This is a genomic window from Fructilactobacillus sanfranciscensis, assembly GCF_029023685.1.
In the GTDB taxonomy this organism is placed as follows: domain Bacteria; phylum Bacillota; class Bacilli; order Lactobacillales; family Lactobacillaceae; genus Fructilactobacillus; species Fructilactobacillus sanfranciscensis.
The window spans coordinates 1,162,957-1,187,249 of sequence record NZ_CP118925.1 but is presented as its reverse complement, the minus strand read 5'-3'; the positions used below and the strand labels follow the sequence as shown (position 1 = coordinate 1,187,249).

Here is a 24,293-nt window from a genome sequence, read left to right as displayed (position 1 = left end):
TAGATGTTTAAAAAAGTATTAATTGCTAATCGTGGTGAGATCGCAGTTCAGACGATTCGAGCATTACATGAATTAAATATTAAAGCAGTCGCCGTATATTCAACGGCAGATGCAGATAGTTTATTTGTAAAAATGTCGGATGAAACGGTCTGTATTGGTAGCGGACAACCAACTGACTCTTATTTAAAAATGGGAGCTGTACTTGATGCTGCCGCATTAACTGCTTCGGATGCAATTTTCCCTGGCTACGGCTTTTTATCAGAAAACAGTGAATTTGCAGAACTTTGCCAAGAATATGGCATTAAGTTCATTGGTCCATCAGCTGAAGTGATTAATTTGATGGGAAATAAAGCGAATGCGAAAGCTACCATGAAAAAACTAGGCGTTCCCACAATTCCTGGATCAGACGGCTACCTTAAAGATTTAGATCAAGCCTTGGAATTAGCCGAACAAATTGGTTATCCAGTGATGCTAAAAGCAGCCGCTGGTGGTGGTGGAAAAGGAATTCGTCAGGTTGATGATTCTAATCAATTATGCAAAGTCTATGAAGAAACCAAACGGGAAATTAAACTACCCTATGGTGATGATCATCTTTATTTAGAAAAAGATTTGTCTGATTCCAAACATATCGAAATGCAAGCAATTGCCGATCAACACGGGCATGTGGTTTATTTTCCAGAACGAGATTGTTCCTTACAACGTAATCATCAAAAAATCATGGAAGAATCACCATGTCCTGAAATTTCTGATGAAGAACGTCAACACATGGGTGAAGTTGTCGTCAATGCCATGAAGGGGATTAACTATGAGAATACTGGGACCTTTGAATTCTTAATGGATCGAGATCATCAGTTTTATTTCATGGAAATGAATACCCGTTTGCAAGTTGAACATACGATTACGGAAGAAGTAGCTGGGGTAGAATTAATTAAAGCAATGATTAAAGTTGCGGCCGGTGAAGACCTTCCTTTTAACCAAGCTGATTGTAAAGCCAAAGGTTATGCTCTTGAATGTCGAATTAATGCTGAAGATCCGGCTAAAGTATTTCAACCAACTCCAGGAACCATTGAATTTGTACACTTTCCCTTTGGAACCAAGGGTGTTCGAATTGATTCAGGAGTTGAAACGGGCAGTAAAATTTCACCATTTTATGATTCAATGATTGCTAAAATTATTGTACATATGCCCACAAAAAAGGACGCCGTAGCCAAAATGCTACGAGCATTAAAAGAATTTGAAATTAAGGGAGTTAAAACCAATCGAGAATTTTTAGTTGATCTTTTACAAGATCAACATTTCTTAGATGGCGATTTTAACAATCTTTACGTTGAAAATCATTTTTTGAAAGAATGGGTGAAGCATCATGATAAATAACGATGGAAAGCCTAGTCCACAAGAATTACAAAAGAGAATGGATGACATCCCAGACGTGTGGCTTAAATGTCCTATCTGTGGTCATGCAATCTATAAGAAACACATTAATGAATATCGGACTTGTCCAGAATGTCATTATGGATTTCGGTTAGGCGCCAAAGCCCGGATTGAAATGCTATGTGACGATTTTAAACCGCTCAATCTTGAAGTTAAAGCAGCTGATAAGTTTGATGATCCAAAATACTTAGAAAAATTAAACAAAGCTCGTCAAGTCACCGGCTTAAATGAAGGCGTGCTTTCCGGCATTGGAAGTATTAATGGACACAAAGCAGCCATCGGAGTAATGGATTGGCGCTTTATTATGGGCAGTTTAGGTACGGCAACGGGTGAAATTATTGCCCGTTTGTTTGAAAAAGCAACCGAACTTAATTTACCGGTCATTTTGTTCACGGCTTCAGGTGGGGCCCGCATGCAAGAAGGAATTGAATCACTCATGCAGATGGCTAAAGTTTCTGAAACAGTGGCCAAACATAGTCAAGCTGGTTTGTTATACATCAGTTATCTTTGTGATCCAACTACTGGTGGAGTGACTGCTAGCTTTGCGATGCAAGGGGATTTGATTTTTTCGGAACCCCATTCTTTGATTGGCTTTGCTGGTCGTCGGGTAATTGAACGAACTATTCAACAAAATCCTCCCAAAGATTTCCAACGGGCCGAGACGTTATTAAAACATGGTTTTTTGGATGCCATTATTAAACGAGAAGATATGAAAGCAACGCTTAGTAAAGTTCTCTCACTTCATGAAGGCGGTGACCAAAATGACTAAAAAAGCAGCGTTTGATCGCGTTTTAGAGGCTCGGTCTAATGATAAAATTAAGATTAAAACCTTAGTCAATGAAATTGCAGATAATTTTATTGAATTGCACGGTGATCGTGCCTATGGTGATGATTCAGCAGTTTATGCTGGGATTGGTTCATTAAACGGACAACCAGTGACAATCATTGGAATTCGTAAAGGTGACGATGAAGTTTCTGATGCAGATGTTCACTTTGGTTCTGCGGAACCAGATGGCTATCATAAAGCCATCCGCCTAATGAAACAAGCCGAAAAATTTAATCGGCCCGTCATCACACTCATCAACACTCCGGGAGCTTATCCAGATGTTGAAGCAGAATATCATGGTCAGGGATATCTGATTTCCCAACTAATTTTGCAAGGAATGCAACTAAAAGTTCCTTACATTTCCGTAATTGTTGGGGAAGGTGGAAGCGGCGGAGCACTAGCACTTGCCGTTGGTGATTGTGTGTGGGCTTTTGAAAATAGTATTTATTCGATTCTTTCTCCAGAAGGATATGCTACGATTTTGTGGAAAGACTCAAGTCGAGCTCGTGAAGCCGCTGACGTGATGAAATTAACTCCGGAAGATTTAATTAAACAAGGAATTATTGACAAAATTATTCCAGAAGTTAGAACTTCTGCTGAAATTAAACAGTTTAAAGCACAATTGTTTGATAAAATGGAAGAGTTAAGAGCCATGCCAGAACAAGAAATGCTCCAAAAAAGATTTACACGTTATCGTGGATTTTAAATAAGCTAACTAATGAATTTTCATTAGTTAGCTTTGTGTCTTATATCAGGGAGGGTGTAACTAAAATGGATTTATTAAAAGGTAAAAAAATTGTCGTAATGGGTGTTGCTAACAAAAAAAGTATTGCCTGGGGATGTGCTCAAGCAATCGAAGCCCTTGGTGGTCAAGTAGTTTTGACTTACCAAAATGATCGAATGAAAAAAAGTCTTGATCGCTTTGTTAGTGAAGATACTTTGATGGTTGAATGTGACGTTGCTGAAGACAGTAATGTGGAAAAAGCTTTCAAAGAAATTCATGAACAAGTGGGTAAGATTGATGGAGTAATTCATGCGATTGCCTATGCCGATCGAGAAACTCTCCAAAATGGAGTAATTAATACAAAAAAAGCTGGTTTTAACTTAGCTGAAGATGTTAGTGCTTACTCATTTATTTCTGTTAGCCGTGAAGCTGCAAAAATTATGAACGAACAAGGTAGTATCCTTACCTTAACTTACATGGGATCAACTTATGCAATCCCTAATTACAACATGATGGGAATTGCTAAAGCTTCCCTTGAATCAGCCATGCGTTATTTAGCAGCTGAACTAGGTCAACAAGGAATTACGGTTAATGCACTTTCTGCTGGAGCAGTTCGAACACTTGCAGTTACAGGAGTAAAGGGTCACAACGAGTTACTTAAAACTTCAGAATCACTTACAACTGATGGTAAGAGTGTTTCAAAACAAGAAATTGGAAATACGGCCGCCTTTTTAATGAGTGAATTTGCCACTGGAATTACTGGTGATGTCATCTATGTTGATAAAGGTGTTCATTTATTCAATAGATAAACATGAAAATAAGTGAGAATAAATTATTAGATTTGATTCAGCAACCATTAACTAAACTAGTGGTTTTTGACAAAATTGATTCGACCATGAATTATGCTCAGGCCAATGCTTGGTCTGGGCATAATTTAGTTATGGCAGAATCGCAGACGGCTGGAAAAGGACAACATGGGCATGCTTTTGCATCACCGGCTACGGGAATTTATGAAACTATCATTGTACCTGCTAAGACAGAGTTTATTAAGCAACCAGGAATGTTAACCTTGGGAGTTGGTGTTTGTGTGCGACAGGCAATCAAAGATGTCTTAGACGTTGAGACACGGCTTAAATGGGTTAATGATGTCTATTACCGCCAAAAGAAGTGCGGTGGCATCTTAGTCGAAACTAAAAGTGATAGTTATAATCAAATTCAGAATTTTGTCATTGGAATTGGGTTAAATTTAATGAGCAATGAACAATTAAAGCAAGTTGGAGCCGTTAGTTTAGTTAACGATGATAATTTAAAAAATGAGCTGATTGCCAAAATTTATGATTTAGTGATTAAAATGGTGTGTCAACCTGACTCCAAAATTATTATCAGAGAATATCAAAAGTATTTGATTTGGAAAAACCAATTAGTTTCAATTTTAGTAAATGATAATAAAATCGTGGGTAAGATTACTGGAATTAGTGATGATTTTCAGTTAAGGTTAGTTGATGAAAAGAAACAAGAGTACTTATTAACGATTGAAGAATCACAACATTTACGAATAAAATAATGATAGGGATTTGACATGAGCAAAGAAGTTGAAAATAAAAAATTTAACACCAAACAGCAAATCATTTTTGGATTGTTTGAAATGATGATGGAAAAGCCATATGCAGATATTACTGTAAAAGAAATTTGTGAAAAAGCAGAAGTTTCTCGGATGACTTTTTATCGTAATTTTCATACTAAAGAAGATGTAATTTTTGGTCAGTTTGAAATGGTTTATTCAACTTTCATTAAACAGTTAGTAATTCAAAATCGTTTTACTTTTTATGATGTAGCAACTACTTTCTTTACTACAATTAAAGAAAATCAGTTAATGATGGAAGCCATCGTAAAAAATGACTTATCTAACTTTTTGTTGAATGCTTTAAGAGGTTATATTAAAACATTGGTTGATAATCAAATCTTGGTAACACGAGAAAAATCATCCAAAATGTTAGTTGCCATGATTTCAGGTGGCTTAACGGAAGTGATTATTACCTGGACGAGAGATGGAATGAAACAACCTGTTGATGAACTAGTGATTTTTGCTTCGAAATACATGCACTTTAAGACCAATTAGAACGAAAAAAGAACCGCCAGATTATTATTTCTGGTGGTTCTTTTTAAATTTCAATAAAAAATGGTATAAAAAAAACACCTCAATAAATTGAGATGTTTTTTTAAAAGTTATTAACCTTCAACGGGAGTAACGTTAGCAGCTTGTGGGCCACGATCGCCATCTTCGACGTCTAAAGTAACTTTTTCGCCTTCATCAAGAGTCTTGAATCCGTCTTTGTTAATTGCTGAGAAGTGAACGAATACGTCACCATCATCTGTGGTGATGAAACCGTAACCTTTATCAGCGTTGAACCATTTAACAGTACCTTGCTTCATAATATAATACCTCCATATAATTATTAATGTTGAATGTTTGAATCTAATAAGGAAGTTATCTCATCATAAAATAAAACAAGAAACCTTAGAAACTCGAAACGTTACATACATCTACTATAGAATAACACATCTACAGGTTTTGTCAACAATTAGACATAATAAATTATTCGTTTATTTAGTGTCATTAAAAAAAGGTATAAAAAAACACCTCAATAAATTGAGATGCTTTTTTAAAAGTTATTAACCTTCAACGGGAGTAACGTTAGCAGCTTGTGGGCCACGATCGCCATCTTCGACGTCTAAAGTAACTTTTTCGCCTTCATCAAGAGTCTTGAATCCGTCTTTGTTAATTGCTGAGAAGTGAACGAATACGTCACCATCATCTGTGGTGATGAAACCGTAACCTTTATCAGCGTTGAACCATTTAACAGTACCTTGCTTCATAGTATAATACCTCCATATAATTATTAATGCTGAATGTTTGAATCCAATAAGGAAGTTATCTCATCATAAAATAAAACAAGAAACCTTAGAAACTCGAAACGTTACATACATCTATTACATAATAACATGCCCACAGATTTTGTCAATAATTAGACTCTATTATAAATGTTTTAAAAATTCAAAACCCTTATAATAGAAGAAAAAGAAAACAAGCAATGATTGGGGACAAAATGAAAACTTTAGTGATTGTAGCTCATCCGGATTATCACGACTCTGGAACACAAGGATTTTTGAAACGGGCAACAGAAGGATTAGAAGAGATTACTTGGCATTATTTACCAGAACAGACTGAATTTAACGTTGCAGCTGAGCAACAGTTATTAATTGAACATGATCGCATTATTTTTCAATTTCCCATGTACTGGTATAGTGCCCCAGCGACTTTAAAAAAATGGGAAGATGAAGTATTAACGCGAGCTTTTACGTTTGCTAATGAAAAAGGAATTTTAAAAGGAAAAGAATTAGGAATTGTGACGACGCTTGGTTATCCCGCTAAAGATTTTCAGGCGGGCGCCACAGAAGGTTTTAGTATTTCTGAAATTTTAGTTCCATATCGTGCTTTGGCTCATCGAGCAGGTATGATATTTATGACACCCTTAGTGGTTGATCAATTTGACTACATGACACCTGATCAACAAACGAAACTTTTAATTGATTATCAACAATATTTAACGGCTGCTTTTTCTTTTAGTTTTAGTGTGCGTCAAGACTGGATAATTAAACAATTGAAAAAGATGATGAATTCTAATAATCAAGCTCAATTACAGTTAGTTATTGACCAACTAGAACAAAATAAAATTGATTTAAACGATTTAAAGGATCAAATTAAAATGATTCGACAAGCTGAGGAGGGTTAATGTGGAAAATTTAGATTGGCTGTTACAACAAATTGATGAACTTGAGGCACAGACTACGACATTTGCTAATCAAGCTCTTTTAGAAGCAACTAAAGATATTGCGAAAGAACAGGCGAAACGAATTGAGCAAGCTGAAATGGAGCTAGATGGGCGGATCTGGAGTCCTAATAAATGGTAATTTTGAAAATGAAAAAGGGTAATGACTTTTAAATTAAGCCATTACCCTTTTATTATTTAAGATTTTTATGCCCAGTGATTAATTGCTCCAAACTTATGACCAACATCGATACCATTTTTGATACAAGCATCAACATATTTTTTACCTGAACGAATTGCTTCCTCAACTGACTTGCCTAAACCAAGTTCAGCGGTAATGGCAGCTGACAATGTGTCACCAGTTCCATTTTTGTGAGTAGTATTGAAATAAGGTCCAGTCAATGTGAACGTTGAGCCATCCTCAAGTAAAACGTAATCAGTCACTTCGGCTTGGTCGTCGCTATCATGACGTCCTTTAACCATGATGTTTTTAGCACCAAGTTCTTGTAACTTATGAGCGGCCTTGGCTTGAAAATCAGGATCTTGATCATCTAAACCAGTTAATTTAACGGCTTCAAAGAAGTTAGGAGTTAAGACATCTGCCATTGGAAGTAACCGTTTCACTAAGGCATCGTAAGCCTCTTGTTCCAATAGCATGTTTCCGTGTTTGGTAATAATTACGGGATCAACAACTAAAGGTCCAAAATCATATTTTTCGTAGTTATCTGCCACAGAATTAATAATTTCACTATCTGCTAACATTCCAGTTTTAGCGGCCCGAATCTTGAAATCATCCGCTAAATCTTTAAATTCCTGAGCAATAAAATCAGGCTCCATATTAACGCCTGCATGAATTCCAAATGAGTTACCAGCCACACAAGCGGTAATAACCGTAGCACCGTAGACTTTCTTAGCAAAAAAGGTTAGTAAATCTGCTTGCATTCCGGCACTACCATCGCTATCGCTTCCAGCAATGGTTACAACTTGAGGATAATCATTAATCATATTTAGCTACCTGCCTTTGAATTTGAAATATATTTGATTTTATAGGGTTGGATGTATTATAATACAAGGAGCTGTTAATTGTAAGTAAAACAAGAAAAAGTAAAGGAGCGTTTCGTCATGAGAATTTGTCATCCAAATGGTGTTCAAGGACGTCGTCCAATCGACCAAAAAGGCCGTAAAAAAGAACAAAAAAGAGTTGCAGAATTACAACAATTCTTAAAGAAAACACCTGCTAAATAATTGAAAGTCGCTATGGCGGCTTTTTTCTTGCAAAAAAATAAGGGCTCATCAATCAGATGGGCTCTTATTTTAGTTATTTTGCTTTTGCCTTTGTTGCTTTAGTAATATCTTTCTTCTTAGGTTTAGATAGCGCTCTTAATTGGTCTTTTAAGGTATTAATTTCATCAGCGTGATTTTCTTTCCACTTAGCAAATGAATTGTTTGAATCACTATCAGCAGGTTTTAAGCCAGTATTGAGCCAAAACATTGCTTCAGATAAACTATTGAAATTACGTAACCAAAGTGTTTGCCCATTTTCTGAGTCAAATGCTACGTAAGAACGTGATTTTTTCTTTAAGAAGGTATGACGACGAATCTTAAACGCTTCTCTTTTTCGAGTTAAATAATAGTCTGGTAAAATATAACTACCAGGTGTAATTAATTCTGGGAAACGTTCATTTCGTTTCGCATGCCGATCGCGTAGCATTTTCATAGCTTGATCAGCAGTGATTAGTTTGATGTTAATATCAGGCATCTCGTTTCCTCCTATTTTATTTTATTATTACTATTTTTACATAAAACGGGCGGAAAGCAAAGGATTAAACAGTATTAATAAGCATTTTTTAATAAAATTAAAAGGGGAAAGAATGACCATGGCGAATGTAAAGAAATTTTATGCAGTACGTGTGGGAAAACAACCCGGAATTTACAATAGTTGGGATACGGCTAGAGCACAAGTTGATGGATATCCCAATGCTAAGTATAAAAGTTTTAAAACGGAAGCTGAGGCACAGGCTTTTATGAATGGAAAAGATTCTGAAAAGAAGCAGTCCACTGCAAATGCGGTCCCATCAACTAGTAAAGTAAGACCAGAAATTGTGGTTTTTACTGATGGTGGTTCGCGGAACCATGGAAATGTCGCTGGTGGGCACGTTAAAGCTACTGACCCTGCTGCGTGGGCATATCTAATTGATTACCACGGCAAACAACATTCTGACTCGGCCGGAGAATTTGGCGTTACTAATAATAAAATGGAAATTACGGCCTTGGTTCAAGCTTTACAGTGGTTATGGGAAAATCAATTTAATAATAAGTCAGTAGGAATTGTTTCTGATTCTCGTTACGTTTTGAATGCGATTCAAAAAGGTTGGATTAAGGGTTGGAAAAAACGGGGCTGGAAACGAAGTGCTGGCGAATTAAAAAATGCTGGACTTTGGCAACAACTAGACCAATTATTGGATAAATTCCCTAAAATTCAATATGCTTGGACTAAAGGGCACGCGACTAATCAGGGAAATGTCTTTGTTGATGAACTATTAAATCAAACGATGGATAAAATGTAGGAGGATTTTTATGACCACAGAACGAGAAAAAATGACAGCGGGAGAAGATTTTAATCAATTTGATCACGAGTTAATTAAACGACGGATTTTGGTACGTAAAATGCTTCAAAAAATCAATAATACACCCGATAATGAAGAAAGAAATGCCATGATTAAGGGATTGTTTGCTGATACTGGTGACGAATTCTTTGTAGAAACTGATTTACAATTTGATTATGGCTGGAACATTCATATTGGTAATAATTTCTTTGGTAATTATCGCCTAACTTTAATGGATTCTTGCCCAATTACCTTTGGGAAAAATTGTTACATTGGACCTAATTGTGGACTTTATACCAATATTCATCCGTTGACTGCCAAAGAACGGGTGGCGGATGTTGAATTAGGAGCCCCAATTAAAATTGGTGACAACGCCTGGTTCGGTGGTGGAGTTACCATTCTTCCTGGAGTTACTTTAGGTGATAATGTGGTTGTTGGTGCAGGTGCGGTTGTTACCAAATCTTTTGGCGATAATGTTTGTATCGCTGGAAATCCTGCTCGAGTAATTAAGACGATTGATAACGGTCAATTTGATAAATAAGGATAAGTGGTATAATTCAAAGGAAGCTTAAGCTTTGGCATTTGTACACACTGTATAAATGGTTCGATTTTCGTTCCATTTTGACAGTGCTTTTTGTTAGAATTTTTTTATATTAATCTGAGGAGGATTTTTTATTATTTTTAAACACTTTAATATTGATAAATATGTCTTTATTCCGACGATTCTGATTTTTTCGGTCGTTTCGGCAATTTTGATTATGGGGGGCTCAAGCCTTCAAGGTTTTCTGACAGTTGCATTAGCTTGGATTACTAAGCAAATGGGCTGGGCCTACATGATGATTTACATTGTGAACTTTATTTTCTTCATGTGGTTGCTCTTTAGTAAATATGGAGCTATTCGACTAGGTGATCCGCATTCCACGCCACAATACAGTAACTTACAATGGGGAAGCATGGTTTTTGCTACTGCCATTGATGCTAGTATTTTGATGTTGAGTATTGTTGACCCGATTCGATATGTTTCTTCGCCACCTTTTGGAATTAAACCATTTTCACAAAACGCCTATAACTACGCACATATGCTAGGTCAATTTGACTGGGGTCCAATGGCTTGGATGATGTACGCTCCGGCAGCCATTGCAATTGGTTATATATTATTCGTAAAAAAGGGTCATGTGCAACGCCTCAGCAAGTCAATCACGTTCATTCAAGGTGACGAAAAGTGGAAATACGCCTTACGGCAACTCGTTGATTTCTTAGTTGTTTTTGGAATCATGGGTGGAGTCGGTTCGTCAGTTGGAATGGAAATTCCAATCATTTCTAATGTTTTAAGTAGTTTAACTGGGTTACCAGATAATATGACGCTTAAAATTGGACTTTTTGGAATTTTATTTGTGATCTTTGCTTGGACCGTTTGGCATGGACTTAATGGTGGGATTGATAAATTAAGTGATATACATATTTGGACGGCCATTATCTTCTTGGCCTTTGTCCTTTTAGTTGGACCCACGATTTATATTTTGAGTTCTGAAACTAACAGTTTAGGATTGTTAACCAGTAACTTTGTTTCTTTAAGTACTAATACAGTACCAAACGGAACACCTGATATCGCTAACTCAGAAGTTATCTTTTACTGGGGTTGGTGGTTAGCATACTTGCCCGTGATGGGACTATTCATTGCCAGAATTTCCAAAGGAAGAACCATTCGGCAAATTCTTTTAGGAATGTTGGGTTATGGTTCAGCTGGGTGTTTGAGTTTTTACGCCATTTTAGGTGGCTATTCACTTTGGTTACAAAAAACTGGTGCCATTAATTTAGTGCATATTTTAAATACCAAGGGGCAAGAAGCTGTAATTACGGCCGTCTTATCAAGTTTGCCTTTTAGATCAATAGTATTTATTGTTTATTGTATTTCTTCTTTCATTTTCTTGGCAACGACCATTTCGTCTTCAGCTTACATTGTTTCTTCATTTACTAGTTTGAAGTTGAAGGATAACCAAGAGCCCAGTCAATTCAACCGAATGACATGGGTAATTATTTTTGTGCTATTCTCCTTTGGAATTGTGGTAGTTGGTGGTTTCAATACCGTTGAAACCTTCTGTGCAATCTCAGGTTTCCCTTTGATGTTTGTCTGTATCATGATCTTAGTTTCCATTTATCACATGGTGAAAAATGATGAAGGAATCGTCCTTAAAGCTAAAGGAATGGACGACATGCGGATCGAGAAGAAGAAAGAAAAGATGCAACGAATTCGGGCGAAAAGGATGGCTGCTCGTTTAAATCGTAATATTGATGATGATGATTAAAATAATTTAATAGATTTGTTTTATAAAAGGTAACTGGATTTTTAATTAATTAGGTTACCTTTTTATATATAAAAAATAATGATTTTTTCTTTATTTATTTTTGGCAGCGCCAGTTTGATGAATTAGGTATAATCGGATTATCAAGAAAACGAGGTAATCCAAAAATGAATAAAAATAAAGTAACAAAACAAACTAAATTATCAAAAGATGATGAACTTAAGCAGCTTAAAGAAGAAAACTTAATGCTTAGAATTCAAAATGAATATTTAAAAAAACTGAAAGCCTTAGATCAAAAACAAGCAAAGAAAAAGTAATGGTAATTGATGATCTAAGGCGTAAATTCAAAGTCAGTCTTAGCTTCATTTTAAAAGCTGTTAAATTACCTAGAAGTAACTATTACTATGCGACTTCGTCGCAATCAATAGACAAAGATAAAAATATAATTAGGTTAATAAATAGTATTAAAGAAATCAATCCTAACTATGGTTATAGAAGAGTTACGATGGCTCTCAATAATGATGGATATAAGGTTAATCACAAACGTGTTCTTCGTATTATGAAAAAATATAATCTTTTATCGTCGGCTTTTTGAAAAAAGAAAAGAAAATATAGTTCTTATAAGGGTAATGTTGGTAAAAGATTTAAAAATAGATTGAATCGTCGATTCAATACACCAATTCCATTTCAAAAGTTAGTATCAGATACTACAGAGTTAAGGTATGGAAAACAAAGTATAAATGAACGTATATATTTAAATCCAGTGCTAGATTTATTTTCTGGAGAGATAATTTCATATAGTATTAGTAACCATCCTGATTTCAATTCCGTCTTTTCACCAATTAAAGAAGCTATTTTGAAGCTACCTAAGACAAACTTCAAAAGATTCTTCCATTCAGATCAAGGAGTTCATTATCAAAATAAGCGATTAAATAAATTTCTAAAGAAAAACCACATTACCCAAAGCATGTCGCGTAAAGCAACCTGTTTAGATAATGCGGTTATTGAATCATTTTTTCACCTTTTAAAAATTGAAATAGGAAACAATTTTAGTACGAAAGAAGAATTAATAAATTCCGTTAGGAATTGGATTTATTATTACAATAATTTTCGTATTAAAACAAAACTAGGAGGCAAGTCTCCGATTCAATATCGAAAACTTGTCTCCTAGAAAAACTAAATAATGTGTCCAACTTTATGGGTTCACATCATATTATAAAAATGATTTAGGTTATTTATTTCAAAACTATGCATTACTTGATGAAGAGACGGTTGCTGAAAATTTAAAATTTGGATTTGCAGCGAAGAAAATGGAAAATCCTGCTCAACAAAAAGTAATGCTTAGTGCACTAGCAGCCGTAAAACTAGATAAGCCATACTTGAAAAGAAAAGTTTATGAATTATCTGGTGGTGAACAACAACGGGTGGCCATTGCTAGATTAATGATTAAAAAGCCTAAGGTGATTTTAGTTGATGAACCAATTGCTGCCTTAGATGAAACGACTGCTTTAGATATCTTGAAAAATGTCTTAAAAACCATGGTTGATCAAGATACAATTATGCTCGTTGCTAGTCATGACCCATTGGTTTTTGAATGGGGCGATGAAGTTATAAAAATTACTGATTTGTCAAAAAATAAATAAAAATAAAAGCACCCTTGATAATCACCAACTGGCTTACTGATTATCAAAGGTTCTTTTTCTTATGGTTTTAGGCAATTATAGGCCTAAAATATCCTTCTTCTTTTTATCAAACTCTTCTTGCGTAATAACGCCCTTATCCAGCAACTTTTTAAGGTTTATTAATTCAGTTGCTGAGTTCTTTTTATTATTACGGTGTTTGAGATACAAAAATACTAAAATTATAATTATTGAAATAGTAATCATTATTGGTCTCCTTTATTTATAATCGTCAATCAGCTTGTATGTTTAGCATAGCTGATATTATTTGGTTAATAAAGCTCTAAAAGCTAGACCTATTAAAAAATATCTAGCTTAGGGTTACTACTATTCAATAGTCTTAAGTTTTTTACTAATGAATCATTCATTTTTTATTTTTCATAAAAAAGTAATGGTTTTAACAAATTCTTATGATATTATATTGATAGTCACTGGAGGTGAAAATTATGACAAAAGTAGAACCACTTATTTTCAAACGGATCTTATTAACCATTGATGCAGATGATCCTCAAGCAAACGAAAAAGCATTGAGCTACGCCGTTACCCAAGCGAAAGAATTCGGCGCTGAACTCGGAATCTGTTCGGTATTAGAGGGTGATGATATTAACATCTACGATTCTTTAACACCGAAGAAATTAGACGAGAAGCGTGCTGCTTTAAATGCAGTAATTTTTAAATACGTTGATGCTGCTAAAGACTTTGGAATCGAAAACGTTTCTGCCATCGCAAGTGAAGGTGGAGATATTGACTATCAAATTCTTGATGATATTATTCCTGATTTCAAACCAGATTTACTAGTTTGTGGGGCTGATAAATATGGAGAACATCATTTCTACAGCATTAGTATTAAATTAGCTAAACGTGCTAAAATTTCAGTAATCGTAGTTCGTTAATAAGAGGTAATTATTGTGACAGAACAACTAAGAAAGTTTTTTAGTGATGGGACAACTGACGAAATTGCCAAAAAATTATTGGGAAAATTATTAGTTTATCATTCTGCTGCTGGTGTCATGAGTGGGTATATCACAGAAACTGAGGCTTACCTTGGTGTGAAAGATACAACTGCCCATGCTTTTGCTGGCAAAAGAACACCATCTAATGAACCTTTATATGGTGTTCCTGGCACAGTTTATATTTACTCAATTCATAGTCGCTTATGTTTGGATATTGCTACTCAAGCAAAAGATATTCCAGAAGGAATTTTAATTCGTGGGATTCAACCAGTTCAAGGAATTGAATTGATGGAACAAAATCGAGCTAAGCACGGTTTCGATTTGACCAATGGTCCTGGAAAGTTAATGGAAGCGTTGGACATTACTGACAAGCAAATGAATCTTTTGGAGTTTGGCGACACGAAACTTGATATTGATCTCGCCCACAGTAAAACCTCTGAAAAAATCATATCAACCGGTCGAATTGGGGTCAGTACGCAAGGCTCATGGAGCGAAAAGCCATATCGATTCATTGTGGCAGGTAATCCTTATGTTTCAAAAGTTACTAAACGAGACATGAATTTAACAACATATGGTTGGAAATAAAAAATAGAAGTGAATTTTTAAAAATTCACTTCTATTTTTTATTTTTGTGTTAAATTAATTCCAACGGTTAGCGTATTCTTCTGGATTAGAGTAGACATCCAAGTTAGCACTAGAATTGTTATTAATATTGTTTGCCGTACCATTAGCAGCTGGTTGTGAAGCTTTATTACTTCCTGTTGTTTGGTTAGGGGTAGAAGCTTGGTTTCCAGTTGCAGGGTTAGCAGTTTGTGATGGTGTGTTACTTGAATTATTTCCATTATTTGATGATGCATTAGCATTAGAATTGTTACTATTTGTTGAATTGTTATTAGAGCTACTATTTGTTGAATTGTTATTAGAGCTACTATTTGAAGCGTTGTTGTTGCTTGAATTAGCGTTTGTATCGCTCGTGTTTGCTTTACTTTCTTTAGCTTTTTTATCAACTTTTTCAGTATTAGTCTTTTTATCAGCTGGTTTCTTGGGTGTATTGGAACAAGCAGTTAATCCTAATAGTGAAATTGCAACTGTTGATAATAATAAAAATTTTTTCATAATTTTTTCTCCAATTAATCATTGTTTTTTGTCTTTATTCTCATTTTAAACTTAATCAGATAATTGTTAAGGCTTATAATAATATTTGAGTATAACAATGAGAAAATATAACTAAAAATTAAAAAACTGATGATATTCGTAATGAATATTATCAGTTTCTTTGTTTATTTGTTGTGAACTAAGAAATCTTTGATGTTCTTAACTTCTTCTTCAGTAGGTTTTTCCCACATACTTTTAATGGCATGGTAACGTTCTACAGTCATCATAAGATTTATTGCCATTTTGTTGTCGTCAATATTGTGCTTTTCTTGGTACTTAATTAAGTCAGTTGCAAGTTGACTGAAATTTTCGTCGATGTAAGCCATTTTGAATCCTCCAAAAGTTTATTTAATTTAATTATAAACTACTTTAAACATTTTTGAATTAATGATTTACAATTTGCTTGGCAATTTGGTTAGTAATCATAAAGTTTCGGTCATCTGATAGGGCATGGGGAAGGGCAGTCGTCATCCATTCAACCCCAGTAATTGGCAATCCCCACACAAATAAATGATGATGAAGCTCACCTTGAGAATCAAGGGGATTAAAATTAGGTTCTGCAACATTTACTGCTTGAGTGTTAAATTGTTGACCATCAGTTAAAGGAATTTTATAAGAACTAAAAATATTATCTTTTTGAAGGGAATTCAACAATTTATCATTTGTAAGACTTAAGTTTGTTTTTGGTAACCGAGCTTCAATCAAGGCATCACAGGTGAAAATTTCACCTGGATAGAAATGAGAACGAGCAATGAAGTGATGATTAGCCCCTATAACTTGAAGTTGAGGTGGAACGATGGTTAGAATTTTAGCTTCAAGTAGAGCTTGGAGTTGTTCGTATCGAATTACAGGAGGTCCCGAAGTTAAGAAGCCAGTAAATGAGGTAAATTCTTTGATAAATTTATTAACGTAGTCGTCATTTGTAAAATAATGTTCGGCCACTAATTTTTGAATAGTAGTCCGCATATCTACAAAGATTGTTAAGGCACCAGTAATCGGAGCATGTAATGATCCCAACTTAGCATCATCAGTAATTAATTTTACCCATTGTAATAAGATTTTTTGATAAGCTGCAATGTTTGTGATGCTTGTTCCAGCAACTGGATTGGCTAATAAATTCCAATCGAGGAGATCTTCTTCATTAAAATTACATTTAGCAATCGTTGCCTTTCGATCTTTACTAGTTTGAAATGCTTTGGTAAAACTTTCAGCATTTAAATTAGGATACTTAGCTTTAATTAATAATTGATAGTAGCGATTTTCGATTTCTGCTTGAAATAAATCCCAGAATTTAGCAAATGATAATTTTGGGTCGACTAAGTTGGTTTTAATGTTTTCCCAGTTTAAAAAATAAAGAGGCAAGTGTTGACCAAGTGGTAATTGATTCATTGTTTTAGGATAATAAGGTACCCCACGCCGTGAACCAGCTACTAATTTTGGTTCCTTACCACTAGGTTGGTAGGTTAAATGCTGATTTTTATCATAACTGTATTTCCCCCCACGACCAGTAGTAAAGGTGGCTAAATAATCAAAGAAATTTAAACCTAACCCGCGAAGTAAAACCGTTTGGTCGCTGGTAATGTTAGTTAAATCGGCCTCGTTGACGTAAGATGGGGTTATATAAGTTAAGTTATATTGATCAGCGTAGTTGGCTAACGATTTTTTATCATTAGTGAGCCGATTATTACTCGTTCCCGTGCTACAAATTACTTCGTCATAAGTGATGGTAGTAGTATCAGTCTGTATTTCATAACGATTTTTAGATAAAACTGCGGCTGAATTAACCGTTTGATTAATAAAGTTAATTGAAAGATTTCCAGAAAGATTTTCTCTGATTTCTTGGTAAAACCATTGAGCGTAGACACCAAATAAAGCACGGGGTCCAAAGTCATTAGGCTGAAGTGAATGACAAACTTTACTGAAATCTTGGTCATAGTGTTGTTCTTTAATAAAAGTTTGAGCAGCTTCACTCTGACTCCACTCGTAGAAAGTGGGACCAGTTGTACTTTTTTCTTGATAGTCATTAAATAAAGTCACTAATTGAGCAGTTGAGTTCATCAAATAATAAAGTGGTTGATCAGTTCTCCAAACATGACCACCAATTTGAAATGAGTCATAGAGGTCAATTTCGGCCGGTTGCTTTAAAGTTTTTAGTAAACGATGGAGCATCATAAGTCCTCGAGGCCCCGCTCCAATAATTGCAATTTTCATGGGTTTCATTTCCTTTCACGGCATACATAGTCATGGTAGCACATTCATGACAAAATTAGTTATAATTTAAATATTAGGGGGAATTATAATGAATAATCAACCAATGATTCCAGAAACGATGGAACAGATTCGACAACGGATGGCTGAAATAGAACAAGCTGGTCAACCAATTGCTGAAGATGATTTAATTTACCAAACTATTCAAGACTTATTGCAGGCTTATTTGGATAATGCAGAAGAAGGGCATTATGATTCCGTTAAACCTGTTGATGCAAAAAACTTAGATTTTGTCAGCATTACCGGTCGTAAATTAGGAGAATATCAATCCCACAGTGATAGCTTAGTGAATGATTTTAAAACGAATGATTTTAAAATGTTACTGGATTTAGAAGCTGCTGCTAACCGAATTGCCGGAAATCGATAATCAATTAAAAAAACTGATAGTTTACATGACTTTTTGTGGTTTGGTACGATATCTTCAACTTGAAATTAGTAATTTTAAAATAATATTCAGCGAGTTTTCGATTTAGTGCAAAGGAAAACCATTATTTAAAATGAAGGCAGTCAGGTTTTAACTAATTTAATATAATTCTTAATGCGCATTAAGAGATAGAGGTATCAAGTGTGAGCTTGATACAAAAATAAGTTGGAACAGTGTTAAAGACGCCCTTGTACGAATAGTACAAGGGCGTCTTTTTTGATTGATTAGGGGGAAATTATGTACGACTTTTCTAAACAAGATCCAGAAATTTGGAACGCCATGCAACAAGAAACGAGCCGACAAGAAAATGTAATTGAATTGATTGCTTCTGAAAACATTGCCTCTCCCGCTGTTCGCGCAGTACAAAGTTCAGCTTTGACCAATAAGTATGCAGTCGGTTATCCTGGTAAACGTGTTTACACTGGAAACGAAGCGATTGATAAAATTGATAACATTACCCAAGATCGGGCCAAAAAATTATTTCATGCTGAATATGCTAATGTTTTTCCTCATTCTGGAACGCAGGCTAATCAAGCAGTTTACAATGCCTTTTTAAAACCTGGAGATACAATTTTAGCGATGAGTGAACACGCCGGAGGTCACTTTACGCACGGTCAACCGCATAATTTTTCCGGACAATTATATCAAGCTCACTTCTATGGTGTGGATCCTAAGACTGAATTACTAGATTATGAGGCAATTCGCAAACAAGCGTTAGCAGTTAAACCCAAATTAATTATTGCTGGAGCTTCAGCCTATAGTCATGTCATTGATTGGCATAAATTTAGAGAGATTGCGGATGAAATGGGTGCCATTTTGATGGTTGATATAGCGCATATTGCTGGGTTAGTTGCAGGTGGTGCTCATCCGAATCCAGTTCCAGAAGCGGATGTTGTGACTTCAACGACGCACAAAACGTTGCGTGGCCCACGTGGTGGAATGATTCTAGCAAAATCTAAGTATGCTGACAAATTAGACGAAGCTGTTTTTCCAGCTTCCCAAAGTGGTTCCTTGGAACAAATTGTGGCTGCCAAAGGAATCGCTTATGGTGAAGCCTTACGACCAGAATTTAAAGTTTACATTCAAAACGTGGTAAAAAATGCTAAGTCCATGGGTGATGTCTTTCTTGCCTCAGATAAAATTAGACTAGTTTCTGGTGGCGTAGAAAATCACGAAATGACCCTTGATTTAAATCAAACTGAATTAACTGATGAGCAAGCGGCTGAATTATTGTATACAGTGGGAATTGCTACCAACAAAGAGTTACTACCGTTAGAAAACGGCAACACGATGGAAGAAATTCGAGTTGGAACACCAACTATTACAACCCGTGGCTTTGATGAAAATGAAGCACGTCAAGTTGCTGAACAAATTGTGGCTGTTTTAGAAGACCCAACTAACCCTGAAATTCAAGAACATGCACGCAAAGTAGTTAGACAATTAACCACTAAGCATCCTGCAGAAAAATAAAAAAGATTTCACCATTTGGTGAAATCTTTTTTGCTAATTCGTTAATTTTCAGTTGGCACATCTTGCACGATTTGAATTAATAATTCAACCGCTTTTTTCATTGTTTGAAGGGAAATATATTCAAAACGGCCGTGCATGTTTTCGGGACCAGCAAAAATGTTAGGAGTGGGCGTACATAAGAAGGAAATCTTAGAACCGTCTGTTCCACCACGAACGGGGAAAATGTTGGGTGTAATTCCTACTTTTTGCATGGCAGTTTTGACTAATTCAACTGGCGTTAAATCGTCCTTTAAGACTTCTCCCATGTTGTAGTATTGATCAAAAATGTTAATTTCAACGAGTTCAGCTCCATATTTTTGGTTGAATTCATCCGCTAAGTTTTTGATAAAGGCTTTTCGACTTTCAAAATTAGCGTGATCAAAGTCTCTAATGATGTAACTTAAATCAGCAGAATCGGGGGTTCCTGCCATATCAGTTAGCATGTAGAAACCATCGCGACCATCTGTTTTTTCGGGACGTTCCGCAATGGGTAAAGCTTCATGGAAATCCATGGCCAGTTGGGCAGCATTGACCATCACATCTTTAGCTTCGGCGGGATGCACGTTGGTTCCATTAAAATGGACCGTAGCAGCAGCGGCGTTAAAGGTTTCGTATTGGAGTTCGCCCAATGATCCACCATCAACGGTATAAGCTAAATCAGCACCAAAGTCTTTGGTATTAAAATGATCAGCTCCAGTTCCAATTTCTTCATCAGGACCAAAAGCGACCACGATGTCACCATGTTTGATTTCAGGGTGAGCAATCAAATATTGGAGAGTCTCCATGATTTCAGAGACACCGGCTTTATCATCGGCACCCAATAAAGTTGATCCATCTGTGGTAATTAGAGTTTGCCCCGCATACTTTGTTAAACTAGGAAAAGTGTGGGGATCTAAATTGTATTTACCAGCTTGATCAAGTGCAATCACAGAATGACCATCGTAATTTTCAACTACTTGGGGTTGAATGTTTTCAGAATTGAATTCAGCGGTATCAACGTGGGCAATGAAACCAACTTTAGCACGTGTTTGGTCATCATTAGCTGGTAAATCAGCAAATACGTAACCATCTTTGCCAGTCCGGACATTATGCATACCCATCGATTTTAATTCTTGACTTAAATCTTTTAAAAAGGCGACTTCTTTTGGATTAGAAGGAACGGTCTTTGAAGCAGGATTGGAACGGGTGTTAACTTTGACATAGCGTAAAAAACGCTCTAATAAATCTTCACCCATAATTCTTACTCCTTAAATAGTTTATTTTATATCATAATCTATTTTGACTAATTAGGCATTCTTTTAGTACGGAAAGTTAGTTTAGCTTATAATATAGATAAATGAATAAAGGAGAATGATCATGAAACTTAATATTGAAATTACTGACGGACAAATGGCCGTTACTGGACCATTTAATGTTGAAACGGATGACGGTCGGGAAGAATTTGTTAACTTTTGGAAACAATTTATCACTCAACAAGTAAAGAAGATTATGGATAACATTGGGGATAAAGAGTTTTCTGTGATTGTTGCTAAAGCTGATAACGTTCAACTTGGTGCCTTACCTGCCAAAGTTAATTTGGATATCGAATTAGATGCAAAAAAAGATGATAAAGACGAAACTAAGACCAAAATAACAATTGGGGCTGTAACTGTTTCACCTGACTTAGATGACGCTAAATTTCTCTTCTTATTAGGCTATGTTGACGCCGCCATTACTAAAAAATAAAGCGATAAAATTAAAAATCAGTCAGCCATTGTGGCCGACTGATTTTTTGGTTTTTATAAATGAAAAATAATTCCTAAAAGAAAACTGAAAATTAAAAGGACAAACGTAGTGATATAAACGTAAGTAAAATCTTTTTCTTTATAAAAGGAATAAATTGAAACGACGACTCGTAATACGGGGGTTAAAATTAAAGCAAAAATTCCAAGCATCATGACTGAGTATGGTTTGAGTTGAATTAATCCTTCCCAAATTTGGCGAAATGATTTAGCATAATAACCCTTAGGATATCCGAGTCCACCTTTTAAAATAAAGAGTAACAATCCAGCAATCATAATAGCTGCAGAAATCAGTACACCCCATCGTAGAATATTTCCAATCGTGATTTCAACTCGTTTAATTTCGTTTTTATTGGCGTTTGGCATTAGATGGTCACCCCAAATCCTTTCAAAATCATTTGTAGTCCTAAATAAAGCAAGATGGGAATGAAAATCATCCGTAACATCCGAACGGGCATGATTTGCATAACCCGTGAACCGACGGCTGCTCCGACAATAATGCCTAAGGCCATCGGAACGGCAATTTGCGGTAGAATCGAACCGTTAAAGAAATAAATGGTGGCACTCGCCGCCGCGGTCACTCCCATCATTAAATTACTGGTAGAGCTAGAAGGTTTAAGCGGCATCTTCATGAAGGTATCCATCGCAATCACTTTAAAAGCTCCGGAACCAATCCCAAGTAACCCACTGGCAATTCCTGCTCCAAACATGATTGTAATTCCAGAGGGGACGTTAGTTACTTTGTAGTCGACTTGCTTATGTAAATTTTTATCATAGTAAGAACCGTTTAATTTTAATTTTTTGGCAATTGAATCATCACTATCAGCGTTGGTTGGGACTTGTTTACCCCAAAGCTTTCGGACCATATTGGCACCAGAAAAGAAGAGTAGGAGACCAAACAACAAGTAGAGAAAAACGGGACGAATTACACCAGTTAATAATGCTCCCATGATGGCTCCAATTGACGTGGCAATTTCTAAAAACATGGCAACTCGTAGGTTTAAAACGTTATCTTTTAAATAGGCAATCGTGGCTCCCGAACTGGTAGCAATGACGGCAATGATACTGGCTCCAATGGCATATTTAATATCTAAGCCAAATCCAAGCGTTAACACAGGCGTGATTATCATTCCCCCTCCAATTCCAAGAATTGAACCCAATACCCCGACAGCAATTCCAACGATTAGCATAATCATAATACTATTAAGCATAGCAAGTCCTCGCTTTTTTGTAGTTTACTTTAATTTTACGCCAAAGCTTAGGTTTTTGCTTAGGGAAAAAGTTTTAAAAAACAATATGGTATACTAACAGTATAATATTGGAGGCATAAGTATGATTATTAAAAAGGACCCTAGTCGTCCCTATAAGTTAACCGTTTCATTGATTATTACGGTTTTGTTAGCCATTTCCGTTAAAATGAAATTTGGCTTTATCGACTTTTTAGATACAGTCATGATTGGTGGGGTTCAACACGGCCAATCAGGTTTTGAAGATAAATTATTTACGATAATTAGTTTTTTGGCTAGTCCCAAAATGGATATTGTGTGGATAATTCTGTTGGCATTCTTTTTATGGGGATGTCGATATAAAATTCCTGCATTCTGGGCTTTATGTTTACTGTTTGGTGGAGATGCTTTTGGAACCATTGTGAAACACATTGTTGCACGTCCTCGTCCAAGCTTACATTTAGCCGCAGATGATGGTTATAGTTTTCCAAGTGGCCACGTTTTAGGAACTTTCTTAGTAGTTAGTGTAATTTGGATTGTATTAGTTCCAGTACTTAAGAATAGTACGAATGCATGGATGATTAAAACCCTTCTTGGATTATGGCTTTTCTTAGTAATGGTTTCTCGTGTTTACTTAAATGCTCATTTTCCTACAGATGTAATTGGAGGAGCATTCTTTGCTTATACTTGGCTCCAAATTGCTGAATATCTTTATCTTTGGGTTGCCCCAAAACTTAAAGAGTTTAAATTATTCCATAATAGTTTGGATTAGAATAGTTTGGATTAGAAAAAGGTTTGAAATCAATTGATTTCAAACCTTTTTGCTTACGATAAATCTGCTTTTTGCGACTCTACATATTCTAAAAAACGTTTGCTAGCAATTGATAAATTAGCTGGATCTTGATAGGCAAGGCTAATTGAATGGTTTAAGGCTGGAGTTGTTGGGATTCCTTTGATGGCAAAGGGGCAGTTGGTTAACATCAATTCTGAAACAAAACTGACTCCTAATCCAGCTTCCACCATGGCCATGACAGTATAATCATCTTGAATTTTATCTCTAATCGCGGGGTAAATGTCTAAACAATTAAAAGCTTCCAAAACACTACTATGAGAGCCCGCGGGGATCAAAATGATGTTATCAAATGTTTTATAAATTTCAGTCATACTAACATTATTTGCTTTTGCAAGTGGGTGATTAGCAGGAACAATGGCAAGTAATTGCTCAATTTTCAAAGGACTTGTTTTGAAACCATTTGTATATGGGGGTTTTAAGAAACCAAGATCCACTTTTCCAGAGCGGATGTCTTCACGAATCTCGTCATAGTCTCCTTGATATAAGGTGAAGTGAATGTTTGGGTGCAATCTTTCAAAACCGCGAATCAAACCAGGTAACCAATAACGTGACAAACTATTGATCGCCCCAATTTTAACAATGCCGGTTTCTAGACCATTAATTTGATCGGCAATTACTTTAGTATCGGTATATTGGCGTAAAATATTTTGAAAATGAGGATATAATTTTTGACCAGCAGGAGTTAACGAAGCTCCAGTTCGCGAGCGTTTCAAAATTTTAACGTT

Annotated in this window: 32 protein-coding genes and 2 pseudogenes; 22 read left to right on the top strand and 12 right to left on the bottom strand. The window is 35.6% G+C overall.

Annotation, left to right across the window (positions count from 1 at the left end):
• Positions 1-3 precede the first annotated feature (3 nt).
• The 6 genes from PY770_RS06230 (at position 4) to PY770_RS06205 (ending at position 5,100) form a co-directional block, all read left to right on the top strand.
• Complete coding sequence (locus PY770_RS06230; RefSeq protein WP_103423276.1) at positions 4-1,374, top strand: acetyl-CoA carboxylase biotin carboxylase subunit; 1,371 nt, start codon at positions 4-6, stop codon at positions 1,372-1,374.
• Positions 1,364-2,200, top strand: a complete 837-nt coding sequence (locus tag PY770_RS06225; protein ID WP_056958463.1) for an acetyl-CoA carboxylase carboxyltransferase subunit beta — start codon at positions 1,364-1,366, stop codon at positions 2,198-2,200. Before PY770_RS06230 ends, PY770_RS06225 begins: the two co-directional genes overlap by 11 nt.
• The gene (gene accA, locus PY770_RS06220) at positions 2,193-2,963 is read left to right on the top strand and encodes an acetyl-CoA carboxylase carboxyltransferase subunit alpha (protein ID WP_275045866.1); all 771 of its coding nucleotides are present in this window, start codon (positions 2,193-2,195) and stop codon (positions 2,961-2,963) included. The genes PY770_RS06225 and accA overlap by 8 nt, the downstream gene beginning before the upstream one ends.
• A 65-nt stretch (positions 2,964-3,028) precedes the next feature.
• Positions 3,029-3,790, top strand: a complete 762-nt coding sequence (gene fabI, locus PY770_RS06215) for an enoyl-ACP reductase FabI (RefSeq protein WP_056958459.1) — start codon at positions 3,029-3,031, stop codon at positions 3,788-3,790.
• A 2-nt stretch (positions 3,791-3,792) separates the two neighbouring features.
• Positions 3,793-4,545, top strand: coding sequence for a biotin--[acetyl-CoA-carboxylase] ligase (locus PY770_RS06210; RefSeq protein WP_275045865.1), 753 nt, complete (start codon positions 3,793-3,795; stop codon positions 4,543-4,545).
• 15 nt (positions 4,546-4,560) lie between these two features.
• A complete protein-coding gene (locus PY770_RS06205; protein ID WP_014082420.1) occupies positions 4,561-5,100 on the top strand; it encodes a TetR/AcrR family transcriptional regulator in 540 nt (179 codons plus the stop codon).
• 110 nt (positions 5,101-5,210) lie between these two features.
• On the opposite strand, the gene PY770_RS06200 is transcribed toward PY770_RS06205, so the two are convergent.
• Together PY770_RS06200 and PY770_RS06195 are read right to left on the bottom strand one after the other, a co-directional pair.
• Positions 5,211-5,414 (bottom strand): cold-shock protein, encoded by a 204-nt coding sequence (locus PY770_RS06200; RefSeq protein WP_041817938.1) that lies wholly within the window; start codon positions 5,412-5,414, stop codon positions 5,211-5,213.
• 240 nt (positions 5,415-5,654) lie between these two features.
• The gene (locus PY770_RS06195; protein ID WP_041817938.1) at positions 5,655-5,858 is read right to left on the bottom strand and encodes a cold-shock protein; all 204 of its coding nucleotides are present in this window, start codon (positions 5,856-5,858) and stop codon (positions 5,655-5,657) included.
• 230 nt (positions 5,859-6,088) lie between these two features.
• On the opposite strand from PY770_RS06195, the gene PY770_RS06190 reads away from it, so the two are divergent.
• Together PY770_RS06190 and PY770_RS06185 are read left to right on the top strand one after the other, a co-directional pair.
• Positions 6,089-6,775: an NAD(P)H-dependent oxidoreductase gene (locus PY770_RS06190; protein WP_225361235.1), complete on the top strand. Its 687-nt coding sequence runs from the start codon at positions 6,089-6,091 to the stop codon at positions 6,773-6,775.
• Position 6,776: 1 nt separating this feature from the next.
• Entirely contained in the window at positions 6,777-6,953 is a 177-nt protein-coding gene (locus PY770_RS06185) for a hypothetical protein (RefSeq protein ID WP_014082417.1), read from the top strand.
• Between the two features lie 65 nt (positions 6,954-7,018).
• Here the strand turns inward: PY770_RS06185 and thiD are convergent, their stop codons facing one another.
• The gene (gene thiD / locus PY770_RS06180; protein WP_275045864.1) at positions 7,019-7,816 is read right to left on the bottom strand and encodes a bifunctional hydroxymethylpyrimidine kinase/phosphomethylpyrimidine kinase; all 798 of its coding nucleotides are present in this window, start codon (positions 7,814-7,816) and stop codon (positions 7,019-7,021) included.
• 117 nt (positions 7,817-7,933) lie between these two features.
• On the opposite strand from thiD, the gene PY770_RS06175 reads away from it, so the two are divergent.
• The gene (locus PY770_RS06175; protein ID WP_014082415.1) at positions 7,934-8,056 is read left to right on the top strand and encodes a hypothetical protein; all 123 of its coding nucleotides are present in this window, start codon (positions 7,934-7,936) and stop codon (positions 8,054-8,056) included.
• Positions 8,057-8,129: 73 nt separating this feature from the next.
• Here the strand turns inward: PY770_RS06175 and PY770_RS06170 are convergent, their stop codons facing one another.
• The gene (locus tag PY770_RS06170) at positions 8,130-8,570 is read right to left on the bottom strand and encodes a hypothetical protein (RefSeq protein ID WP_103423281.1); all 441 of its coding nucleotides are present in this window, start codon (positions 8,568-8,570) and stop codon (positions 8,130-8,132) included.
• A 118-nt stretch (positions 8,571-8,688) separates the two neighbouring features.
• On the opposite strand from PY770_RS06170, the gene PY770_RS06165 reads away from it, so the two are divergent.
• The 7 genes and pseudogenes from PY770_RS06165 to PY770_RS06140 all read left to right on the top strand — a co-directional run.
• Positions 8,689-9,378, top strand: coding sequence for a ribonuclease H family protein (locus PY770_RS06165; protein ID WP_275045863.1), 690 nt, complete (start codon positions 8,689-8,691; stop codon positions 9,376-9,378).
• 10 nt (positions 9,379-9,388) lie between these two features.
• Positions 9,389-9,958, top strand: a complete 570-nt coding sequence (locus tag PY770_RS06160) for a sugar O-acetyltransferase (RefSeq protein ID WP_041817936.1) — start codon at positions 9,389-9,391, stop codon at positions 9,956-9,958.
• Positions 9,959-10,091: 133 nt separating this feature from the next.
• Positions 10,092-11,723 (top strand): BCCT family transporter, encoded by a 1,632-nt coding sequence (locus PY770_RS06155; protein ID WP_163602287.1) that lies wholly within the window; start codon positions 10,092-10,094, stop codon positions 11,721-11,723.
• A 164-nt stretch (positions 11,724-11,887) separates the two neighbouring features.
• On the top strand, positions 11,888-12,037 hold the full coding sequence (locus tag PY770_RS06150; protein WP_202813172.1) for a hypothetical protein: 150 nt from the start codon (positions 11,888-11,890) through the stop codon (positions 12,035-12,037).
• The gene (locus tag PY770_RS07175) at positions 12,037-12,315 is read left to right on the top strand and encodes an IS3 family transposase (protein ID WP_395392099.1); all 279 of its coding nucleotides are present in this window, start codon (positions 12,037-12,039) and stop codon (positions 12,313-12,315) included. The genes PY770_RS06150 and PY770_RS07175 overlap by 1 nt, the downstream gene beginning before the upstream one ends.
• Positions 12,316-12,327: 12 nt before the next feature.
• Positions 12,328-12,891: pseudogene (locus PY770_RS06145) on the top strand (IS3 family transposase); the annotation flags it as partial.
• A 55-nt stretch (positions 12,892-12,946) separates the two neighbouring features.
• Positions 12,947-13,363 (top strand): annotated as a pseudogene (locus PY770_RS06140) (ATP-binding cassette domain-containing protein); the annotation flags it as partial.
• 75 nt (positions 13,364-13,438) lie between these two features.
• Here PY770_RS06140 and PY770_RS06135 read toward each other — a convergent pair.
• A complete protein-coding gene (locus PY770_RS06135; protein ID WP_081462423.1) occupies positions 13,439-13,606 on the bottom strand; it encodes an SHOCT domain-containing protein in 168 nt (55 codons plus the stop codon).
• A gap of 239 nt (positions 13,607-13,845) precedes the next feature.
• On the opposite strand from PY770_RS06135, the gene PY770_RS06130 reads away from it, so the two are divergent.
• Both PY770_RS06130 and PY770_RS06125 read left to right on the top strand, forming a co-directional pair.
• A complete protein-coding gene (locus PY770_RS06130; RefSeq protein WP_275045862.1) occupies positions 13,846-14,292 on the top strand; it encodes a universal stress protein in 447 nt (148 codons plus the stop codon).
• Positions 14,293-14,307: 15 nt separating this feature from the next.
• Positions 14,308-14,937, top strand: coding sequence for a DNA-3-methyladenine glycosylase (locus PY770_RS06125; protein WP_275045861.1), 630 nt, complete (start codon positions 14,308-14,310; stop codon positions 14,935-14,937).
• A gap of 54 nt (positions 14,938-14,991) precedes the next feature.
• Here PY770_RS06125 and PY770_RS06120 read toward each other — a convergent pair whose 3' ends face one another.
• The 3 genes from PY770_RS06120 to PY770_RS06110 all read right to left on the bottom strand — a co-directional run bounded on the left by PY770_RS06120 (position 14,992) and on the right by PY770_RS06110 (position 17,718).
• Positions 14,992-15,468: a hypothetical protein gene (locus PY770_RS06120; protein WP_275045860.1), complete on the bottom strand. Its 477-nt coding sequence runs from the start codon at positions 15,466-15,468 to the stop codon at positions 14,992-14,994.
• 164 nt (positions 15,469-15,632) lie between these two features.
• Positions 15,633-15,833, bottom strand: a complete 201-nt coding sequence (locus PY770_RS06115; protein WP_056958291.1) for an LBP_cg2779 family protein — start codon at positions 15,831-15,833, stop codon at positions 15,633-15,635.
• 58 nt (positions 15,834-15,891) lie between these two features.
• Positions 15,892-17,718 (bottom strand): FAD/NAD(P)-binding protein, encoded by a 1,827-nt coding sequence (locus tag PY770_RS06110; protein WP_275045859.1) that lies wholly within the window; start codon positions 17,716-17,718, stop codon positions 15,892-15,894.
• 88 nt (positions 17,719-17,806) lie between these two features.
• Between PY770_RS06110 and PY770_RS06105 the strand changes: the two genes are divergently transcribed.
• Positions 17,807-18,142, top strand: a complete 336-nt coding sequence (locus PY770_RS06105) for a hypothetical protein (protein ID WP_275045858.1) — start codon at positions 17,807-17,809, stop codon at positions 18,140-18,142.
• A 294-nt stretch (positions 18,143-18,436) separates the two neighbouring features.
• Positions 18,437-19,669 (top strand): serine hydroxymethyltransferase, encoded by a 1,233-nt coding sequence (locus PY770_RS06100; protein ID WP_275045857.1) that lies wholly within the window; start codon positions 18,437-18,439, stop codon positions 19,667-19,669.
• A 41-nt stretch (positions 19,670-19,710) separates the two neighbouring features.
• Here PY770_RS06100 and pepT read toward each other — a convergent pair whose 3' ends face one another.
• On the bottom strand, positions 19,711-20,943 hold the full coding sequence (pepT, locus tag PY770_RS06095) for a peptidase T (protein ID WP_275045856.1): 1,233 nt from the start codon (positions 20,941-20,943) through the stop codon (positions 19,711-19,713).
• Positions 20,944-21,064: 121 nt separating this feature from the next.
• Here pepT and PY770_RS06090 point away from each other — a divergent pair, with 121 nt between their 5' ends.
• On the top strand, positions 21,065-21,433 hold the full coding sequence (locus tag PY770_RS06090) for a hypothetical protein (protein WP_014082404.1): 369 nt from the start codon (positions 21,065-21,067) through the stop codon (positions 21,431-21,433).
• Between the two features lie 53 nt (positions 21,434-21,486).
• Here the strand turns inward: PY770_RS06090 and PY770_RS06085 are convergent, their stop codons facing one another.
• Positions 21,487-21,855, bottom strand: coding sequence for a DUF1634 domain-containing protein (locus tag PY770_RS06085; protein ID WP_275045855.1), 369 nt, complete (start codon positions 21,853-21,855; stop codon positions 21,487-21,489).
• A complete protein-coding gene (locus PY770_RS06080; RefSeq protein ID WP_041817933.1) occupies positions 21,855-22,700 on the bottom strand; it encodes a sulfite exporter TauE/SafE family protein in 846 nt (281 codons plus the stop codon). The genes PY770_RS06085 and PY770_RS06080 overlap by 1 nt, the downstream gene beginning before the upstream one ends.
• Before the next feature lie 121 nt (positions 22,701-22,821).
• On the opposite strand from PY770_RS06080, the gene PY770_RS06075 reads away from it, so the two are divergent.
• Positions 22,822-23,487 (top strand): phosphatase PAP2 family protein, encoded by a 666-nt coding sequence (locus PY770_RS06075; RefSeq protein ID WP_014082401.1) that lies wholly within the window; start codon positions 22,822-22,824, stop codon positions 23,485-23,487.
• Positions 23,488-23,540: 53 nt separating this feature from the next.
• On the opposite strand, the gene PY770_RS06070 is transcribed toward PY770_RS06075, so the two are convergent.
• Complete coding sequence (locus tag PY770_RS06070) at positions 23,541-24,281, bottom strand: LysR substrate-binding domain-containing protein (RefSeq protein WP_275045854.1); 741 nt, start codon at positions 24,279-24,281, stop codon at positions 23,541-23,543.
• Positions 24,282-24,293 lie beyond the last annotated feature (12 nt).

Excerpts from the sequence above, each read along its gene's own strand:
- PY770_RS06190 (WP_225361235.1), top strand. The coding sequence starts at position 6,089 with ATGAAAACTTTAGTGATTGTAGCTCATCCGGATTATCACGACTCTGGA.
- thiD (WP_275045864.1), bottom strand. The coding sequence starts at position 7,816 with ATGATTAATGATTATCCTCAAGTTGTAACCATTGCTGGAAGCGATAGC.
- PY770_RS06200 (WP_041817938.1), bottom strand. The coding sequence starts at position 5,414 with ATGAAGCAAGGTACTGTTAAATGGTTCAACGCTGATAAAGGTTACGGT.
- PY770_RS06230 (WP_103423276.1), top strand. The coding sequence starts at position 4 with ATGTTTAAAAAAGTATTAATTGCTAATCGTGGTGAGATCGCAGTTCAG.
- fabI (WP_056958459.1), top strand. The coding sequence starts at position 3,029 with ATGGATTTATTAAAAGGTAAAAAAATTGTCGTAATGGGTGTTGCTAAC.
- PY770_RS06165 (WP_275045863.1), top strand. The coding sequence starts at position 8,689 with ATGGCGAATGTAAAGAAATTTTATGCAGTACGTGTGGGAAAACAACCC.
- PY770_RS06150 (WP_202813172.1), top strand. The coding sequence starts at position 11,888 with ATGAATAAAAATAAAGTAACAAAACAAACTAAATTATCAAAAGATGAT.
- PY770_RS06195 (WP_041817938.1), bottom strand. The coding sequence starts at position 5,858 with ATGAAGCAAGGTACTGTTAAATGGTTCAACGCTGATAAAGGTTACGGT.
- PY770_RS06085 (WP_275045855.1), bottom strand. The coding sequence starts at position 21,855 with ATGCCAAACGCCAATAAAAACGAAATTAAACGAGTTGAAATCACGATT.
- PY770_RS06130 (WP_275045862.1), top strand. The coding sequence starts at position 13,846 with ATGACAAAAGTAGAACCACTTATTTTCAAACGGATCTTATTAACCATT.
- PY770_RS06080 (WP_041817933.1), bottom strand. The coding sequence starts at position 22,700 with ATGCTTAATAGTATTATGATTATGCTAATCGTTGGAATTGCTGTCGGG.
- PY770_RS07175 (WP_395392099.1), top strand. The coding sequence starts at position 12,037 with ATGGTAATTGATGATCTAAGGCGTAAATTCAAAGTCAGTCTTAGCTTC.
- PY770_RS06175 (WP_014082415.1), top strand. The coding sequence starts at position 7,934 with ATGAGAATTTGTCATCCAAATGGTGTTCAAGGACGTCGTCCAATCGAC.
- PY770_RS06100 (WP_275045857.1), top strand. The coding sequence starts at position 18,437 with ATGTACGACTTTTCTAAACAAGATCCAGAAATTTGGAACGCCATGCAA.
- PY770_RS06115 (WP_056958291.1), bottom strand. The coding sequence starts at position 15,833 with ATGGCTTACATCGACGAAAATTTCAGTCAACTTGCAACTGACTTAATT.
- PY770_RS06170 (WP_103423281.1), bottom strand. The coding sequence starts at position 8,570 with ATGCCTGATATTAACATCAAACTAATCACTGCTGATCAAGCTATGAAA.
- pepT (WP_275045856.1), bottom strand. The coding sequence starts at position 20,943 with ATGGGTGAAGATTTATTAGAGCGTTTTTTACGCTATGTCAAAGTTAAC.
- PY770_RS06135 (WP_081462423.1), bottom strand. The coding sequence starts at position 13,606 with ATGATTACTATTTCAATAATTATAATTTTAGTATTTTTGTATCTCAAA.
- PY770_RS06120 (WP_275045860.1), bottom strand. The coding sequence starts at position 15,468 with ATGAAAAAATTTTTATTATTATCAACAGTTGCAATTTCACTATTAGGA.
- PY770_RS06105 (WP_275045858.1), top strand. The coding sequence starts at position 17,807 with ATGAATAATCAACCAATGATTCCAGAAACGATGGAACAGATTCGACAA.
- PY770_RS06210 (WP_275045865.1), top strand. The coding sequence starts at position 3,793 with ATGAAAATAAGTGAGAATAAATTATTAGATTTGATTCAGCAACCATTA.
- PY770_RS06160 (WP_041817936.1), top strand. The coding sequence starts at position 9,389 with ATGACCACAGAACGAGAAAAAATGACAGCGGGAGAAGATTTTAATCAA.
- PY770_RS06110 (WP_275045859.1), bottom strand. The coding sequence starts at position 17,718 with ATGAAAATTGCAATTATTGGAGCGGGGCCTCGAGGACTTATGATGCTC.
- PY770_RS06075 (WP_014082401.1), top strand. The coding sequence starts at position 22,822 with ATGATTATTAAAAAGGACCCTAGTCGTCCCTATAAGTTAACCGTTTCA.
- PY770_RS06090 (WP_014082404.1), top strand. The coding sequence starts at position 21,065 with ATGAAACTTAATATTGAAATTACTGACGGACAAATGGCCGTTACTGGA.
- PY770_RS06205 (WP_014082420.1), top strand. The coding sequence starts at position 4,561 with ATGAGCAAAGAAGTTGAAAATAAAAAATTTAACACCAAACAGCAAATC.
- PY770_RS06225 (WP_056958463.1), top strand. The coding sequence starts at position 1,364 with ATGATAAATAACGATGGAAAGCCTAGTCCACAAGAATTACAAAAGAGA.
- accA (WP_275045866.1), top strand. The coding sequence starts at position 2,193 with ATGACTAAAAAAGCAGCGTTTGATCGCGTTTTAGAGGCTCGGTCTAAT.